The 14,085-nt window shown below is 38.9% G+C and carries 11 protein-coding genes; 8 read left to right on the forward strand and 3 right to left on the reverse strand.

Annotation, left to right across the window (positions count from 1 at the left end; translation table 11 throughout):
• The first annotated feature begins 69 nt into the window (after positions 1 to 69).
• From G7074_RS09610 to G7074_RS09640, 8 genes are all read left to right on the forward strand, one after another.
• The gene (locus tag G7074_RS09610) at positions 70 to 2,934 is read left to right on the forward strand and encodes a two-component regulator propeller domain-containing protein (RefSeq protein ID WP_166208145.1); all 2,865 of its coding nucleotides are present in this window, start codon (positions 70 to 72) and stop codon (positions 2,932 to 2,934) included.
• A gap of 34 nt (positions 2,935 to 2,968) precedes the next feature.
• The gene (locus G7074_RS27115; RefSeq protein WP_240916515.1) at positions 2,969 to 3,283 is read left to right on the forward strand and encodes a response regulator transcription factor; all 315 of its coding nucleotides are present in this window, start codon (positions 2,969 to 2,971) and stop codon (positions 3,281 to 3,283) included.
• 65 nt (positions 3,284 to 3,348) lie between these two features.
• Positions 3,349 to 3,594: a response regulator transcription factor gene (locus G7074_RS27120; protein WP_240916516.1), complete on the forward strand. Its 246-nt coding sequence runs from the start codon at positions 3,349 to 3,351 to the stop codon at positions 3,592 to 3,594.
• A gap of 105 nt (positions 3,595 to 3,699) precedes the next feature.
• Positions 3,700 to 4,065, forward strand: a complete 366-nt coding sequence (locus G7074_RS09620; protein ID WP_166208148.1) for a VOC family protein — start codon at positions 3,700 to 3,702, stop codon at positions 4,063 to 4,065.
• A gap of 3 nt (positions 4,066 to 4,068) precedes the next feature.
• Positions 4,069 to 4,935 carry a helix-turn-helix transcriptional regulator gene (locus G7074_RS09625; RefSeq protein WP_124558932.1) on the forward strand — a complete coding sequence of 289 codons (867 nt, stop codon included), beginning with the start codon at positions 4,069 to 4,071 and terminating at the stop codon, positions 4,933 to 4,935.
• Positions 4,936 to 5,228: 293 nt separating this feature from the next.
• Positions 5,229 to 8,405: a SusC/RagA family TonB-linked outer membrane protein gene (locus G7074_RS09630; protein WP_124558931.1), complete on the forward strand. Its 3,177-nt coding sequence runs from the start codon at positions 5,229 to 5,231 to the stop codon at positions 8,403 to 8,405.
• Between the two features lie 11 nt (positions 8,406 to 8,416).
• On the forward strand, positions 8,417 to 9,925 hold the full coding sequence (locus G7074_RS09635; RefSeq protein WP_124558930.1) for a RagB/SusD family nutrient uptake outer membrane protein: 1,509 nt from the start codon (positions 8,417 to 8,419) through the stop codon (positions 9,923 to 9,925).
• A 162-nt stretch (positions 9,926 to 10,087) separates the two neighbouring features.
• A complete protein-coding gene (locus G7074_RS09640) occupies positions 10,088 to 10,546 on the forward strand; it encodes a hypothetical protein (protein ID WP_166208151.1) in 459 nt (152 codons plus the stop codon).
• Positions 10,547 to 10,622: 76 nt separating this feature from the next.
• On the opposite strand, the gene G7074_RS09645 is transcribed toward G7074_RS09640, so the two are convergent.
• From G7074_RS09645 to G7074_RS09655, 3 genes are all read right to left on the reverse strand, one after another.
• Positions 10,623 to 11,186, reverse strand: coding sequence for a DUF2911 domain-containing protein (locus G7074_RS09645; protein ID WP_124558928.1), 564 nt, complete (start codon positions 11,184 to 11,186; stop codon positions 10,623 to 10,625).
• Between the two features lie 68 nt (positions 11,187 to 11,254).
• Positions 11,255 to 11,440, reverse strand: coding sequence for a hypothetical protein (locus tag G7074_RS09650; RefSeq protein ID WP_124558927.1), 186 nt, complete (start codon positions 11,438 to 11,440; stop codon positions 11,255 to 11,257).
• A gap of 72 nt (positions 11,441 to 11,512) precedes the next feature.
• Positions 11,513 to 14,008, reverse strand: a complete 2,496-nt coding sequence (locus G7074_RS09655) for a glycoside hydrolase family 9 protein (protein ID WP_166208154.1) — start codon at positions 14,006 to 14,008, stop codon at positions 11,513 to 11,515.
• Positions 14,009 to 14,085: the final 77 nt, after the last annotated feature.

Here is a 14,085-nt window from a genome sequence, read left to right on the forward strand (position 1 = left end):
ATGCTTATTTTGTATTACATGTACAGTAAACTGTCTATAATCAAGGTAAATTTCATAATTTCTTTCATTTTGCTTTTTAGCTTAAAGCTATCTGCCCAAAGCTATAACTTTACAAATTACAGTCTAAAAGATGGTCTGCCGCAATCGCAGGTGATGGTAATTTATCAGGCAAAAGATAGAACGCTTTGGCTTGGAACTTTTGGTGGCGTAAGTAATTTTGATGGCAAAGAATTTACCTCTTACAGCAAGGCAGAAGGGCTGGGCTCTAATTCAGTAAACAGCATCGTTGAGGATAATCAGGGACAGATGCTTTTTGGTACCGAGAGAGGTATCAATATCTTAAAAAAAGGTAAAATAAGCACTTTATACTCAGGGCAGGTAGTTACCCATTTACTTAAAGATAAAAAAGGAGTAATTTGGGGATTAACCGAGCACCAGCTTTTTAAGATCGAGAAAGGAAGGCTTGTCTTTTATCCGTTCAAAAACCGAAAGGTAAGCACCATAAAAGCAGATCGGCATGGCGATTTATATGCTTTAGTCTCAGGAGATGGCATTTATAAACTCAATGGCGACAAATGGGCTATTAACCAGGCATTGCCATACGAGATGAAGACCTTTGCCATCAGAGAAATCCTTTTTGATAAAAAGATTGATAACAAAATCTATTTGCTAACCTATCAAAAGGGTGTTTACGTACTCGAAAACGGTACGGCCAGACTCTTTTTTCAAAATCCAGATATAGATACTTACTATTCTTTGGAGCAAGATAACAAGGGCAATATGTGGGTTGGTAGTGAGAGAGGAGCTTACCTGATTGGTAAGGATGGTATTATTATTAAATTTAACGGCGAAAACGGCTTAAGCGATAACCAGGTTGATAAAATTTTCAACGATGCAGAAAATAACATCTGGATATCGTGCTTCAGTGATGGGATTTATAAATATGAAGGTGATGCTTTTATTCGCTACAATAAATTTAAGGGGGAGAATGTTGCTTACCCAATAAGTGGCATTGCAGCGGATAAAAACGACCGTTTATGGATTGGAACTTATAACAGGGGCATTTTTAAGTATGACGGAAACCGGGTAGAGCAGATCAATTTGCCTGATTTTATGGGCAAAAAGATATACTTCGTTTATGCTGATAAAGCCAAAAACGTATGGATTTCTGTATACAATAACGGTGTTTGGAAATATAACGGAAAGCAGTTCCTCCAAATATTAAAACCCGATCGTTTTGACAATAGCTCTATTGTTGAAGATCTGGAAGGTGGAATATGGATTAACGGCCCCATGACATCAACCTATTTAAAAGATGGCAAAACGCAGAAAATAACTGGTTTTGATGGATATTCTTCGTGCATTTATCCGCTAAGCAAGGATAGCATATTGCTGGGTACATCGAAAGGGCTTACACTAATCAGAAATAAAAAGGTAGATCCTTCCTTTAAAATTAAGCAGCTTGATAATGTATATGTCCTAAGTATAATTAAGCATGGCGATAATTTAATTTTTGCTACACTTGGCGATGGTATTATAACCTGGAATGTTAAAACAAAAGCGATTAAGCGTTATGTGGTGGCCAACGGCTTAAACTCGAACGACATTTACAGCCTGGCCGTTGATAACCGGAATAAACTTTGGGTGGGAACCGGACGGGGGATTAACAAGCTCACTTTTAACAAAGCCGAAAATGGTTATACGGTTTTTAGAGATCATCCGCTTATTGTAGAATGTAACCAAAATGCCATTCTACATTACAAAAACAGCATATTAGTTGGTACCATTACTGGCCTTGTGCGGTGCAAAGTGCTTGCATCTGCTGAAGAGAAAAAGAATCCCTTTATCCATATTCAGCAGGTAGGCATTTATCATAAAAACGATCGTTCGAAAGATCTTTCTGTTGACCTGAACGGCCAGGGGGATAAATTTTACAAGCTCAACTATAGTCAGAACCACATTTCAATTAGTTTTAAAGGTGTTTACCTTACCAGCCCCGAAAGTGTGCTTTACCGGTATAAGCTAGTTGGTGCCGATAACGATTTTAGCAAGCCGGTACCCAATACCGAAATTGAATATTCGGCCATCAGGCCAGGAAGTTATACTTTTCAGGTATATGCCATTGCAAACGGGCAAAAGTCGAATATAGAGCAATTCAGTTTCACCATTGTGCCGCCATTTTACGATACCATTTGGTTTAAGGTGATTGCATTTTTGGTAATGATATTTTTAATCTGGTTAATTTTTTACCTGATTTTTAAAACCCGTGAGCGCAAAAAGTTTCAACTCGAAAAGCTGAAGTTAAAAGAACAGGAAAAAATAAGAAAGCAAACTGCCGAAGATTTTCACGATGATATTGGCAATAAGCTTACGCGGATTAATGTTTTGTCGGAGATTTTGGACAAAAAAGTAGATGGCGCACAAAAGGAGCAGAAAGAGCTGATAAAAATGATTAGGGAAAATGCAGGTTTGCTTTATACCGGAACAAAGGATATTCTTTGGGCTTTAGATCCGCACAGCGATAACCTGTTCGAAATATTGGTGCATATTAAAAATTTCGGGATAGATCTTTTCCAAAATACTGGTGTAGAATTTAAAATGGAAGGGGTATTAAGCGAATATCAGAAACTGCATTTATCGATGGAGTTTAACCGTAACCTGACTCTTATTTTTAAAGAGATGCTTAATAATGTGTTAAAACATGCTAATGCAAGCCAGGTGTTGATCATGGTAATAGAAACAAATCATAACACGATTAATATCTTAACTACCGATGATGGCGATGGCTTTGATCTCGCATCGGTAGAAAGGGGAAGGGGCCTAAATAATATCCAAACACGCTGTAAACGCATTAAATCTACCTTCGAGATATCATCAATTAAAGGAAAAGGTACTACAACAACAATTTCTACACGAATTCCTGTCACAAAATGAAATAAAAGGCATCTAATCATAAAAACCATCCAAAATGAGCCAAAATTTACGAATCGTTTTAATTGAAGATGACGACATTATAAGAATGGGTTACGAATCTTTATTAACCGATGTGCCTGAATTTTCTGTTGTAAATTCTTACGCCTCTTACGATTTAGCCAAAAAACAACTGGTAGCCGATCAGCCCGATGTGATCTTACTGGATATCCAGATGCCGGGCACAAACGGATTACAGGCGTTGCCATTTATTAAAAAAGCCCTTCCACACACGCACATAATTATCCTTACGGTTTTCGATTCGCCTGAGCTCGTTTTCGAAGCATTAACTATGGGAGCGGGGGCTATCTAACTAAAAACTCGAGTGCAGCAAAAATTATAGATGCAGTTAGGGAAGTAAGTACCGGTGGTGGAGCCATGAGCACCAATGTAGCCAGGATAGTAATGCATTCCTTCCAAAAAAACCTCGATTCGCCCTTAACCAAACGCGAAACAGAGATTTTAGACAGAATTGCTAACGGACAAACCAAATCACAAATTGCCAACGATCTTTTCATTGATCAGGAAACCGTGCGGAGTCATGTTAAAAATATTTATATCAAACTGGATGTAAATTCAAAATCAGACGCGATTAAAACGGCGAAAGAAAAGCGGTTTATTTAATCAATAACACATTTTCGGTAAAAAATAATGCTAAAATCACCCTTTTTGGGTGATCCTTTCGGTCCAATTTCAGTTTAATTTTACATCATACAATTAAACAAGGTAATGGGCCAATCTGCAAAATCTTTTTATGTGCAAGTTAAGCAACTAAACGATGCAGAAAGCTACTATGCCAATTGTTTAGGAATGCTTACCGAGGCCACCATGATTTCTGCAAAGGAAAAAGGGCTGCTGGTAAAAGTCGATCAGGATACCCATCTCTTTCTTTCGGAAGAAAAACACCAAAATCAGACACGTAAAATAGTATTAAGCAGTGATGATTGCCTGGAAGATTATTGCAGGCTAAAATCGCGCGGTGTGGTGTTTAAAAAAGCACCGGCTTATCTGAGCGAAGGTTTAAGTGTCGAGTTTTCTGATCCGTATGGTAACGAATTTACCATTTTGGAGCAACGTAACTACAATGAGGATTAAGCCATGAGATACGTAAAAGAATTAAGCAACAGGAACAAGATTGTAAGTGAAAGCACTTGCGAAGCCTTGTACGAACAGCAAAACGATGCGTACACCATTAAATTTGTTTTTAGCGGTGCCGAAACCTGCGAAATCAATAAACGTAAATTCAATATTTACCCCGATACTTTTGCTGTGGTTAATGCAGGAAGCAATTTTAGCAGCAAAATAGATTCTATTAGTCCGGTAAATACATTTGCCGTTTCTTTTGGTGAAAATTTTATAACGGATTTTCACCGTAGCTTTTCTTGCAGCGATGAAAACCTGTTGGATGGAAAGGATACCAGCCAAATGCCGGAGTTTATGGAGTCTTTATATCCTTTTATGGGCGATATGCGCTTCAATGTACTGCATCTTAAAAGCCAGCTGGATAAAGGTTTAAAAGATGAAATGCTCATTAATGAGTATCTATATCACTGCCTTTTAAATTATTATAAAATTTACGATAAAGAGGTTATCCAAAAATTAGACAAGCTAAGCTTTATTAAAACAAAGACAAGACAAGAGGTTTTAAAAAGGTTAACACTTGCCAAAGAATATATCAGCAGCAATTATAACCAGAACATTACACTGGAGCAAATTGCAGAACAGGCCTGTTTATCAGTTAACCATTTATTGCGCACTTTTAAAGAAGCGTATGAAATTAGCCCATATCAGTTTTTAATGCAGCTGAGGCTAAACCGCGCTAAAAAACTATTACAAACCACTTCTTATTCTCTGAATGAAATTGTGGGTTTGGTTGGGTTCGAATGCCCAAGTTCATTCATCAGGTTATTTAAACATACATTCAATATCACTCCTTTAAAGTATAAAAAGAGTAGGTTGAATTAAAATACAAATAGTGATATCTGCATATTTTGTATATACAGATGAAACTATTTTTGAAGCTCTTGCAGGACAATTTGTAGAAGTTTTTTCCTGTTTAGGTTAATAATGATTAAAAAAGCAAACTGCCAGGATTGGAGTTTGCTTTTTTGCATTTATCACGCTATAAAAAAGGCTAAAATGGTGATTTTCACACATTTTCGGATTCCTCAAGTGCCTACATTGTTCATTGATTTGGTTTCGTGCATCTCTGCCATAAACTGAAGAACTAATTAATTACTAACTATTTATTTCCTAACATGAAACAAAAATTACTATTGATTTTAATGGTGACGGTTTTGTCTTATTTTAATGCCCTTGCGCAAAATAAGACCATAACCGGCAAGGTGGTTGATGCAGACGATGGCTTGCCATTGCCAGGCGTATCGATAAAAATAAAAGGAACGACCCAGGTAACCCAAACCACAGGCCAGGGTACTTTCTCCATGTCTGCGCCGCAAAATGCACAAGCTTTAATTCTAAGCTACGTTGGTTACACCGAACAAGAGGTTAAAATAACAGGCGAAACCTTAACTATTCGCTTGGCCTCATCGAGTAAAAACCTGCAGGATGTAATTGTCGTAGCCTATGGTACAAGTAAAAAGGAAGCCATTACAGGCTCCGTTGCAACTATGAGCGCTAAACAGCTCGACAATCGGATTATCACTAATGTTACCAATGTACTGGCAGGCGTTGCACCAGGTGTGGTAACCACTTCAGGAAACGGACAGCCAGGGAGCAGTTCAGCCATCCGTATTCGTGGTTTTGGTTCCATTTCGGCATCTAATAGTCCGCTTTTTGTATTGGATGGTTCGGTATACGACGGTGAGTTGGGCGACATTAATGCCAACGATATTGAAAGCATTTCATTATTGAAAGATGCATCTTCGTCGGCACTTTACGGTTCGAGGGCTGCCAACGGTGTAGTAATCATTACCACAAAAAAAGGTAAATCGACTACCCCAACATTAAATGCTACCTATAGCCAGGGTTTTTCTAAAAGAGGTATTCCTGAGTATGATAGAATTGGTGCTTTAGACTATTATCCATTAATGTGGCAGGCCCTAAAAAACAGTTTGGTATACCCTTCAAGCGGAACCGGAATAAGTGAATCGGCCGCGGCAACACAAGCTACCAATACCATACAAGGACAATTGGTTTACAATCCTTTTAATGTACCAAACAATCAAATTGTAGGTGTAGACGGAAAGTTAAACCCTAATGCACAGCTGCTTTACAGCGACTTCGACTGGTATAAGCAGGCCTCACGAGTTGGTAAAAGAACCGAATTCAATGTTAACTCAAGCGCTAAAGGAGAAAAAACAGACTATTATTTCTCGATGAATTACTTGAAAGATAATGGTTATTTGATTAAAACAGATTTTGAAAGATTTAATGCACGGATTAACGCAAACACCCAGTTAAGACCGTGGTTAAAAACAGGGATAAATCTTGCCGGTAGTTTATCGAACGGAAACCTTGCACAAGATGCATCAACAGGTAGCGCAACTGCATTTGTTAATGTTTTCAACTTTGCCCGTGGTATTGGGCCTATTTATCCTGTACACGCATATGATGCAAGTGGCAATCCCATTTTAACGACCACTGGAGAACAATGGTACGACTATGGAGGACATCCGGGAGCTGTTAACAGGCCGCAAGGTGCATCAGCTGGCAGGAACGTAATTTATGAAACGATGCTGAATGATGTACTAAGCCGTAGGCTCGCATTAAATGGCAGGGCATACGCTGAAATTAAATTTCTAAAAGATTTTACTTTTAAGCCTACTATCAGTATTGATTTTATTAATGCTTACAGTACCGAGTATAGAAATTCGATTGTTGGAGATGGAAGCACCGTTGGTGGTTCATCTACTAAACGGAGTACACCAACACAGAGTTATACATTCAACCAGGTTTTATCTTACAGCAAAACATTTGGCAAACATAGCGTAAATGCTTTGGTGGGACATGAAAATTATGATTACGACTGGCGCAGATTAAGTGCAACCAAACAGAGCCAAATTTTAGATGGTAATACTGAGTTTCCAAATTTTGTGACCCCAAGCGATGCCGGTGGTTATAAAGATACTTATCGGGTAGAATCTTATTTTGGTAAAGCAGGCTACAGTTATATGGATAAATACTTTGTTGATGCCTCGATCCGTCGCGATGGAACCTCACGTTTATCAAAACAATCAAGGTGGGGAACGTTCTTCTCTGCAGGAGCATCGTGGGCTATCAATAAAGAAGACTTCATGAACGAAGTGAAGTGGATTAACGATTTGCGTTTAAAAGCTTCATACGGCGAAGTAGGTAACGATAATTTAATTGATGCTACCCTTGTTGAACACAACAGCCTTTATTACAATTACCAGGCCTTTTACGAGTTGGGATGGAATAATGGTAGTGAGCCAGGTTTACTATTGGCAACAGCTGCGACACCAGATTTGAAATGGGAATCGGTAAATACATTTAACACAGGTATAGCCTTTAGCTTGTTCAATAATAGATTGAAAGGTGAGATAGAGTATTTTAAACGTGGCTCATCAAACCTACTGTTTGCAGTGCCGCAACCATTATCAGATCCCATTACTTCTATTCGCCGTAATATTGGCTCAATGTACAATACTGGAATCGATTTACAGCTAAGCGGAGATATCTTAAGATCAGAAAATTTCAACTGGAATTTATTGAGTAACTGGTCGTGGTTAAAAAACAAAATAACCAAAATGCCGGCTGAAACGCCTACTGTAACCAGTGGTACAAAAAGGCTTGAGGTGGGAAGAGATATTTATGCTTACTACCTGCGCCAGTGGGCAGGGGTAGACCCTACAGATGGTTCTGCCTTATTTGAACCGAACGCAGGTGTTACAACGGATCTCCGTACCGTTAACGGACGTGTTTTAACAACCAATATCAATAATGCGCGTTCTGATTACTCGGGATCAGCAATTCCTGATTTATATGGATCGGTAACCAACACTTTTAACTATAAAAACTTTGGGCTATCGTTCTTAATCAGTTACCAGATTGGAGGCAAATTCTACGATTCAAATTATCAGTCGTTAATGTCTACCACCTATGGTTCAGCTTTACATACTGATGTGTTAAACTCATGGATGACACCAGGCCAGGTTACCGATATCCCACGTTTGGATATTGGCCGCTCTACCCAGTTTAACGGTACTTCAAGCCGCTGGTTAATAGATGCCTCTTATATTGCTTTCCGTAATGTAAACTTATCATATACTTTGCCGCAACGTTGGATTAAAGGCGCAACATTGAGCAGTGTTAGGGTTTTTGCCGCAGGCGAAAATCTTGGTTTAATATCTAAGCGAAAAGGAATGGATCCAACTGAGTCGTTTACAGGCGTAAATACAACTAATTATGTGCCTTCGCGGATGATTAGCTTCGGAATCAATGTTTCACTTTAATTGTTACTATCATGAAATATAAAAAATATTTACTTTTTGCAGGATTGACTCTGTTAAGCATTACCGCCTGCAAAAAAGACTATCTCGATACAAAACCGACCGATCAGGTTGATAATTCGGCGCTGTTTACCTCTGCTGCAAATGCAAAAAATGCTTTAAACGGTGTTTACAGGTACATGTTTGAGCGTTCTACCACTGTGCCAGATAATGCTCAGCAAAATAAGCCTGGTGTAGGTGGTATTATGTTGTACATGGATTTTATGGGCGAAGATATCGGTATCTCTTCTTCAAACTGGTATACTTCTGATGGGGGATCGTGGATTAGTCCGCGCACCGATAACAGTACCATGTTAACGTATATGTACCGAACATATTACCGTATTATCGGAAATGTGAATTACATCATCGACAATATTGATCAGGCCTCAGGTGCAGCTGTTGATAAAAACACCGTGAAAGCTGAAGCGCTAACTTTAAGAGCCTATGCCTATTTTGGTTTGGTACAGCTATTTGGTAAAAGATATGATGCCAATGCCAAACCAAATAACCAGTTAGGCGTGCCGCTTTTATTGGCCTCAACCGATACCAATAAGCCTCGCGAAAGTGTAGAAACGGTTTATTCAGCTATTGTTAAGGATTTGGAAACAGCCATTTCGCTTAATGCTGTGGCTTCTAATAAAAGCCATGCAGGTGTTACCGTTGCTAAAGGGGTTAGAGCTAGGGTCGCTTTAGTAATGCAAGATTATCCAAATGCAATTAAATATGCTAAAGATATTGTAGATGCCAACCAATATCCGCTATTATCCGTTACTGATTACCAAGCAGGCTTTAATAATGCGACATTAGGTGAGTTTATCTGGGCCTCTATGCCAACATTAGATCAAGGAGATACATTCGGATCGTATTTTGCTCAAATAGCTTATAACGCAAACACAAGCTTTATGCGCGGAAATCCAAAAAGGATTAATTCTGCACTTTACAACCAGATATCGGCAACAGATGTGCGTAAAAAGATGTGGGAACCTGCTCCAACTACGGCGAACTTCCCGCTTCCTGCTACAAACTTTGCCCGCCAACCTTACATGAGTCGTAAATTTTCGGTTAAAGAGGTGGGTGGCCCATCTTTGGGTGATGTTCCATTAATGCGTACCTCTGAAATGTATTTGATCTTAGCCGAGGCTTATGCTAAAACCATGGGAAGTGAGGCTTTGGCCAGAACTGTGCTGTTAAACTTGGTTAAGCAACGCGATCCGGCGGCAGTAATCTCGGCAAATACAGGGCAGGCTCTAGTTGATGAAATCCTTTTCAATCGAAGAGTAGAACTTTGGGGTGAGGGGCACAGGTGGTTAGATTTAAAACGTCTAAATCTTCCTTTAGACCGTACAGTAGTCCCTAATTATGTGTCGGCTTCTGTTGCAGGTACACTATCTATTCCTGCTGGCGATGTTAAATGGCAGTTCTTAATTCCGAGAGCCGAAATGGAAGCCAATTCTGGTTTGGCGGGACAACAAAATCCGTAATGATTTTTAAAAAGGTTATGTTGTATTTTGAAATGATTTGTTCAGGATAAAACATAACCTTTTTTGCTTTTATCACATTTTAGTTACCTGATAATTATGGTGTTATCGGCACATTATTATTCTGCTTTGTAGCCGATCTTTAATAAAAAAACACAGATAGTTATGAAACTAAAAGCTTTGGTGATTCTATTACTAGGTATTACAATCACAAATAATGTTTTAGCAGCAGAAAAACCTACTGCAAGTCATAAATCGGTTATTAATTACTTTATGGATAGCTATATGAATTCTGATTACAAGAAATTGAAAGCTGTTTTAAGTGATGATGCTGTATTTACATCGAACAGGGATGTGAGGGTGATAAAGCACAAAGCAAGTGAGGTTCTGGCTCAAATGAAAAAAGATGAAGGTGTAATACAAAAAGACTGTAACATCAGCTCTACCATCGTTTCTGAAACAGATGCATTAGTTATTGCCCGTGTAGATGTAAATTACGAGCTGTTTGATGGTGCACAACAGAACTTTGTAATAATAGAGAAAAATAAAGAAGGAGAGTGGAAAATTACTCAGGTATACAAAGTTTTCGTTACGAGCGAAAGCCAGGCTAAAAAACTGGTTTAAATTTTGGTTTTATGTTAAATAGAAAAGGCCTGGTGTAAAATATACCGGGCCTTTTTTATTTAAGTTTATGCTGATCTTAAAAGTTTATCGGCAATTCTATTTGTGTTTTATCCCAACCGGCAATCAGAGTTGCACCTTCGGTTGCTGGGATAAATGTTAAAGAGAAATATTCTATTGGTTTAGCCAAAGTTTTAACCGGAACATTTACCCGCACGATATCTTTAGCCTGGTTGTAGCTAAATGCTCCCCATTTATCTGTTTCACTATTAATAATAATGGTCCAGGTATCCTTATTAGGAATTGCAAATAAGCTATAAGTGCCTGCTTTGATTTTCTTTCCGCCTATGTTTACTTTTTTAAAGAAACGGATCTCTGTGCTTTCGTTGGCGCCAAAACGCCAAACTGTTCCGTACTGCTCTAAAACACCAAAAATATCGCGTCCTTTTTTCTGTGGACGGGAATAAACAACCTTAATTACCGGTTTAGTTAAATCGCCGGCTTTTGCCTTTGGTGCATTTAATGGAAAATATACAATATCTGCCGGACTAGAGTCTGCAACAGGGAATTTTACTTCTGTGGCCTGCTGAGCCTTTGAACTAAAGCATATAAGAGCGAAAACAACAATGAATATATGTTTCATCTGCTGTGAATTAAGGCGTAACCTATAAGTGCATCGACACTTTAGGGCTTATACGTAAATAAAATGAATTAGTATTTTCTACCTTTAACGATAGCGTTTAAAAATAAGCCTGCTGTTAACAAACCTAAAACACCACCTAATAAAGCGAAAATGTAGTTATGTGTAATAATTGCCCCAGTTAAAACTCCGAAGAATAAACCTAAAGCATAATATAACCAGTTAAAATTATTGCTGCTGTTCTCTTGTACACTCATGTTTTTTATTATTTGGAGGCAAAGTTAATATTTATTTTAAATTTTAATTTGTGATTAGCACCAATATTCTAATTAATTATCAATTCGGTCTAATTTATAACCCTTGTTTTTTAAATAGCCAATGAGTTCGGGTAAACGGCTGTAAAATTTGTCCGTTCTTCGGGCATCAGTGCCAATGTGTAACAACAAAATAAATCCGTTTAAACCATTTGGCTTTGTCTCGTCAAAAGTGGTTATTGATTGATATATTTCGGTACTGGTTTTATAATTTTTTCCCATTTGCGGGTAGGTGTAGTCGGCGTTCGAGCGCGTTCCGGGCGTAAAATTAACCAGTTGCAAACCCTGCTCATTTGTCCAATTGGAAATGACTTGGTTATACCACTCGTATGGAGGTAAAAAATACGTTGCTGCTTGTTTGGTGATGCCAAAAGCCTCCATAGCAGTATAATTGGCTTTTAGATCGTTTACAAAAGTGGCTTGTGTAACCAGCAAACTATCACGTTTGCCCCAATCGCAGTATAACAGGTGTTTATCTGAATGCGGCCCCAAATAATGACCATCTTTTTTGAGCCCTTTAATTAAAGCGCTGAAATTTTTGTTCCTGTAAAAATTTCCGGTTAAAAAGAATGATGCTTTTACCCCTTCCTGTGCCAGTACTGTCCTGATTTTTTCTCCGCCATCCACAAATTCATCACCGGTAAAAACCAAATGGATTTTCTTTTGCGTAGAATCGCCACGGATAATAGCACCCAGGCTTTTGGTTTTATGATCTGTTAAGGTTGCCTGGGCTTCTTTAGAGGCGAGTAGATAAACCAACGATGCCGTGCCGTCCATTGTTGGTTCGTTCGTGCTGTAATCGCCATAATCATCATGGTAAACTGCCAAATCACTTTGAAAATCAGCGTATTCATCTGCTTCGTTTAATTTAATGCCAATTAGCCCCTTGTATATGTTGGTGTAAACAGGACCGTCAACTAATCCACCGTCAATCGGATATTTTTTCAAATGGGTAAAGGCCGAATGTGGATCGGTTGGCGTATCACCCCATTGCGGCAGGCCGTAAACCATGCTGGTGCCCCAGGGATTGCAGCCAAAAATCCAGTCGAAGTTGGCTTGTGCCAGTTCGGCAAAGGTATCATCGCCACTTAATGCCTCATACCAGTTACATTGCATCGTAAAAGCAAGCGTTAAGTTGTTGCTGCACCAGATAAAAGGAATGCCACGGGAGAACGCATTGTTTTTTGCGCGTTTCCATACCGCCTCTATGCCTGTTTTATAGTAGGCTGTGGTTGTATGCTCGCCCTGTTTAGCCACTTCGTAATGACCCAAATTGATAAAAGGATAGTACTGGTAATGTGCTGCAGTATCTTTCTGCAGCCAGGGTGTAACGGTTTCTCGGTGAGCATATTTTAAGGCAAGTGTAACCTTTTTCTTGTCGGGTTTTTCTTTACCAAAGTTAAATGAAGCTTCGGCGAGCTCCATATCATCAACCCAATTGTCTTCGGCATATATGTAAGGCGATTTTACCGAAACGGTTTGAGTTACACCTGGTTTAAGCAAAGCATAGCGATAGGCACTTTGGGCTTTTTTAGCTAGTGTTTGGGCATATTGCTGATCTACATTTTTAAACAATAGAGCGCCTAGGTTAAAAGCACTGGTAAATTTAGCTGCTGTAGAACTGGTACCGGTGGTGTTGTTCATCAGTTTACCGCGCTGTTGTGGCTCGCCGGTTATAAAATATAGCGGACGTTCAAAACCTTTGCCATACTGATTATCTTCTTTAGGAATACGCATGCTGATATGATCGCGGTCATCGGCCAGCTGATTAAACATGATGTTCTGCTTCGGATGCATTTTTAGGAGCCAGTCCAGTCCCCATTTGGCTTCATCTAAAACATCGGCCTTCCCATTTTTTCCACCCAACCCATTAGCCTGTTGGGTATCACCAAAAACCTGAGGGAAATCACGGTAAGCCATTAAGAGGTGGTAAGTTGCATTTGCTGACGTGGTAGCATATTGCAGATAGTCGCTGGCATCGTGCCAGCCGCCCGAGGCATCGAAATGGATACTGTCTTTAATTCCTGCCTTGTTGCCGTAAAGCACAAAACCATCATGTGTGTGGCAGCTATCCTTTAAATACGGATTAAAGCCACTGCGTTGCTGCCGCATATAGCGTAAACAGAAATCAGCAGTACCTTTGTAAACATTATTATTAATTAACAGCAGTGGCGAAGTAGCTCCACCTGCACGAATATAAAATCTACCATTTCTTTTAAAATCGCTAAAGTTTAACCGGGCAGTTTGTTTGAAAGGCCCGTAGTTGCCAAAACTTTTAATGTTGGTAGAGGAATATACAACAGCTTTGGTTTCTTTTTCTAAGATTTCGAAACGATTGGGTATGTGATCTGTTTTACTTACCCATACAGCTACTTTAATGCTTTCGGTTGTGTAGCCAAGCAAATTTATCCTGATCCAACTTTCTTCATTCTGATGCTTATTCGCATTAAAAGCATATAAAATAAGGCAGGCACTTAATGTCATTATAGTAGCGAGGAGTTTATTTTTCATACTTTAAGGAGGATTATTACATTTAAAATTAGGGTTTTATCAAGATAATGTAAAAGAAGTGCCTAAACATTTGGAAA

Source organism: Pedobacter sp. HDW13 (assembly GCF_011303555.1).
Classification (GTDB): domain Bacteria; phylum Bacteroidota; class Bacteroidia; order Sphingobacteriales; family Sphingobacteriaceae; genus Pedobacter.

Bases quoted from the DNA above. Each gene is read 5' to 3' on its own strand.
- G7074_RS27115 (WP_240916515.1), top strand. From the start codon at position 2,969: ATGAGCCAAAATTTACGAATCGTTTTAATTGAAGATGACGACATTATA.
- G7074_RS27120 (WP_240916516.1), top strand. From the start codon at position 3,349: ATGAGCACCAATGTAGCCAGGATAGTAATGCATTCCTTCCAAAAAAAC.
- G7074_RS09620 (WP_166208148.1), top strand. From the start codon at position 3,700: ATGGGCCAATCTGCAAAATCTTTTTATGTGCAAGTTAAGCAACTAAAC.
- G7074_RS09625 (WP_124558932.1), top strand. From the start codon at position 4,069: ATGAGATACGTAAAAGAATTAAGCAACAGGAACAAGATTGTAAGTGAA.
- G7074_RS09630 (WP_124558931.1), top strand. From the start codon at position 5,229: ATGAAACAAAAATTACTATTGATTTTAATGGTGACGGTTTTGTCTTAT.
- G7074_RS09635 (WP_124558930.1), top strand. From the start codon at position 8,417: ATGAAATATAAAAAATATTTACTTTTTGCAGGATTGACTCTGTTAAGC.
- G7074_RS09640 (WP_166208151.1), top strand. From the start codon at position 10,088: ATGAAACTAAAAGCTTTGGTGATTCTATTACTAGGTATTACAATCACA.
- G7074_RS09645 (WP_124558928.1), bottom strand. From the start codon at position 11,186: ATGAAACATATATTCATTGTTGTTTTCGCTCTTATATGCTTTAGTTCA.
- G7074_RS09650 (WP_124558927.1), bottom strand. From the start codon at position 11,440: ATGAGTGTACAAGAGAACAGCAGCAATAATTTTAACTGGTTATATTAT.
- G7074_RS09655 (WP_166208154.1), bottom strand. From the start codon at position 14,008: ATGAAAAATAAACTCCTCGCTACTATAATGACATTAAGTGCCTGCCTT.